The sequence below is a fragment of the Bradyrhizobium sp. I1.14.4 genome, assembly GCF_050435825.1.
GTDB lineage: Bacteria > Pseudomonadota > Alphaproteobacteria > Rhizobiales > Xanthobacteraceae > Bradyrhizobium.
Map to the genome: position 1 here is coordinate 1 of NZ_JBNDLA010000067.1, position 3,214 is coordinate 3,214.

General features: G+C 67.3%; 2 protein-coding genes. Both read right to left on the reverse strand.

The window, feature by feature from the left end:
* Window positions 1–453: chemotaxis protein CheW (locus ABIB78_RS38645; protein WP_429034283.1), on the reverse strand; the 453-nt coding region annotated here is incomplete at its 3' end.
* Between the two features lie 22 nt (window positions 454–475).
* Window positions 476–3,214: hybrid sensor histidine kinase/response regulator (locus ABIB78_RS38650; protein WP_429034284.1), on the reverse strand; the 2,739-nt coding region annotated here is incomplete at its 5' end.

Genomic DNA, 3,214 nt, shown 5'->3' on the forward strand with positions numbered 1-3,214 from the left:
GGGCACCAGTTCGAGCACGCGATCGACATCGAGGACGACCATGAGCTGGCCGTCGAGGCGGTGGACACCGCCGGCGAGCCTGGCCATGCCGGGATCGAGGTTGACCGGATTGTCCTCGCGGCTGTCGTCGGGCAGCCGCAGCACCTCGCCGATCTGGTCGATCAGCAGGCCGTAGGATTCGCCGCGCTGGTCGACGCCGACCGCCATCGGCAGCTGGCCGTCATCGGCCTTCGGCAGCCCGAGCCGGGCGCGCATGTCGACCACGGTGACGATGCGGCCGCGCAGGTTGAGCACGCCGGCGATCTCGCTCGAGGCCAGCGGCACCCGCGTCAGCCGCTCCGGCATGAACACGTCCTGCACCCGCGCGATCGGCAGCCCGAACAGCTGCCCGCCGATCACGGCGGTGACGTATTCGGCCATTGCGCCTTCGCGGGTCTCGGTCCTGCTGGTCATCGATTCTGTTCCTTGCATCCGCTCACGCCGCCCGGCGCAGTTCGGCGGTCTGCTCTTTCAGCGCCGCGATCAGCCCGGGACGATCGAACTTGGCGACATAGTCGTGGAAGCCGGCCTGCCGGCCGCGCTCGATTGCCGCCGGCGACACCATTGCCGACAGCGCGATGATCGGCAGCCCGATCAGGTTGTGGTCCGAGCGGATGTTCTCGGCGAACTCAAAACCGTTCATCTCGGGCATCTCGATGTCGGTCAGCACGACGTCGAAGCTTTGCCCCGAGCGCAGCGCGGCGAGCCCTTCCTGGGCATTGGGCGCGGTCCGCACCTTGTAGCCGGCGGCCTTGAGCACCGGCGCCAGCATGTTGCGGAAGAACGCACTGTCGTCGACCAGCAGCACCGACTGCGCCGAGGCCGACGGCCGCATCTCCTTGCGCGAGAACCAGTCGGCAAACGCCATCGGCAGGAAGTGGCCGACGTCGATCACCTCGGTGGCCTGGCCCTTGATCACCGCCGAGCCCAGGATGCCGTCCTGGCTGCCGGCGACCTCGATGTTGAGCCGCTCCTCGACGATGTCGATGATCTCGTCGACCACGAGCCCCATCGCGCGGCCGTCGTCGGCGAACACCAGGATCGGCTGCGCGCCCTGGGTCTGCACCGCGACCCCGGCCATCTGCACCAGCGGCATCAGCTGCTCGCGGTACTGCACCATGTAGCGGCCGTTCGAGAGCTCGATCTTGTCGGTCGCGATCTCCTCGAGCCGGGTGACGAGGCCGAGCGGCACCGCCTTGGGCTGCGAGGAGCCGGCGCGGAACACCAACAGCGAGGTCAGCTGCTCGCCGCTCGCGGCATGGGCGCCCGCAGTGTCGTCGGCGATGTCATGGGCCGAGGAGCCGGACGCGCCGAGGGCTTTGGCGATGCCGTTGGGGTCGATGATCATGATCACGGCGCCATCGCCCAGGATGGTGTTGCCGGAGAACATGTCGATGTGGCGCAGCTTGGTCGACATCGGCTTGACCACGATCTCCTCGGTGTGGAACACGCCGTCGACCACGATGCCGAAGGTCTGGCTGCCGACCTGGGTCACCACGATGAAGCCGTTCTCGGCGTCCGAGGTGGCGCCGTCGTCGATCTTCAAGAGCTTCTTGAGGTGGATCAGCGGCAGCAGCTTGTTGCGCAGCCGCAGCACCGCGGTGTCCTTGATCCGCTCGATGCGGTGCTCGGAGTTGGCGCGGGCCCGCACCAGCTCGACCACGGACAATTGCGGGATCGCGAAGCGGTCGCCGCCGGCTTCCACGATCAGCGCCGAGACGATCGCCAAGGTCAGCGGGATCTTGATGGTGACCGAGGCGCCCTCGCCGGCCACGCTCTTGATGTCGATGGTGCCGCCGATCTGGTCGATATTGGTGCGCACCACGTCCATGCCGACGCCGCGGCCGGACACCGAGGTGACCTGGGCGGCGGTGGAGAAGCCCGGCGCGAAGATGAACTTGTGGATCTGGGCTTCGGTCATCTTCTCCAGTTCGGCCTCGGTGACGAGACCGTTCTGGAGCGCCTTGGCCTTGATCCGCTCGGTGTTGAGCCCTCTGCCATTGTCGGCGATGCAGATGATGATGTGGCCGCCCTCGTGATAGGCGGACAGCCGGATGGTGCCCTGCTCACCCTTGCCGGCAGCTGCCCGCTCGGCGGTGGTCTCCAGGCCGTGATCGGCGGAGTTGCGCACCATGTGCGTCAACGGATCCTTGATCAGGTCGAGCACCTGGCGGTCGAGCTCGGTGTCGGCGCCGTGCATCTCCAGCTCGATCTGCTTGCCGAGTTCGCCGGAGAGATCGCGGACGATGCGCGGCAGCTTCTGCCAGGCATTGCCGATCGGCTGCATCCGCGTCTTCATGACGCCCTCCTGCAGCTCGGCGGTGACGTTGGAGAGCCGCTGCAGCGGCACCTTGAACTCGGTGTCCTCGTTGCGGCGGGAGATCTCCAGGAGCTGGTTGCGGGTCAGCACCAGCTCGGAGACCATGGTCATGAGGTGTTCGAGGGTGTCGACATTGACCCGGATCGACTGGTTGGCGATCTTGTCGCCTTCCTGGACCTCCTCGCCGGCTGCGGCCTTGCGCGCCGGCTTCTTGGCGGGCGCGGCGGCAGGCGCTGCGGCGGCGGGCTGCGCGACCGGCGCGGGCACGGCGACTTCGGTCGCGGTCTCGCGGAAGGCACGCTCGAGTTCGTCGAGCGAGACCTCGCCCGGGCGCAACGGCCGCTCCAGCGTCTGCACCACCAGCGTGCCCTCGCTCATCGCCGGCTGCACCGACGGCGCTTCGACGACCGGCATCGCAGCTTCTTCGGCCGCTTCAGCAGCAGCCGGCATCGACTGCGTCGAGCCTGACATGGCGGCCATGCCGTGCTCGACCATCGCTTCCAATTGATCGATCAGATCGCGGTCGTCGCCCTCCGGCTCGGCCTCGGTCGCCTCCAGCCCGCCAAGGATCTCCTTGATGCGGTCGATCGAGGACAGGATCAGCGTCACGGCTTCCGCCTTCACCGGCATGCCGTCGCGGAATTTGCCCATCAAGGTCTCGCCGGCATGCGCCAGCGCCTCGAGCCGCGGCAGCCCCAGGAAGCCGCAGGTGCCCTTGATGGTGTGCACCAGGCGGAAAATGTTATCCAGGATCTTCGCGTTGTTCGGATCCTGCTCGAACTGCACCAGCTGGTTGTCGACCGTATCCAGGCTCTCGCTGCTCTCCGTCAGGAACTCGCGCAACAGATCGTCCAT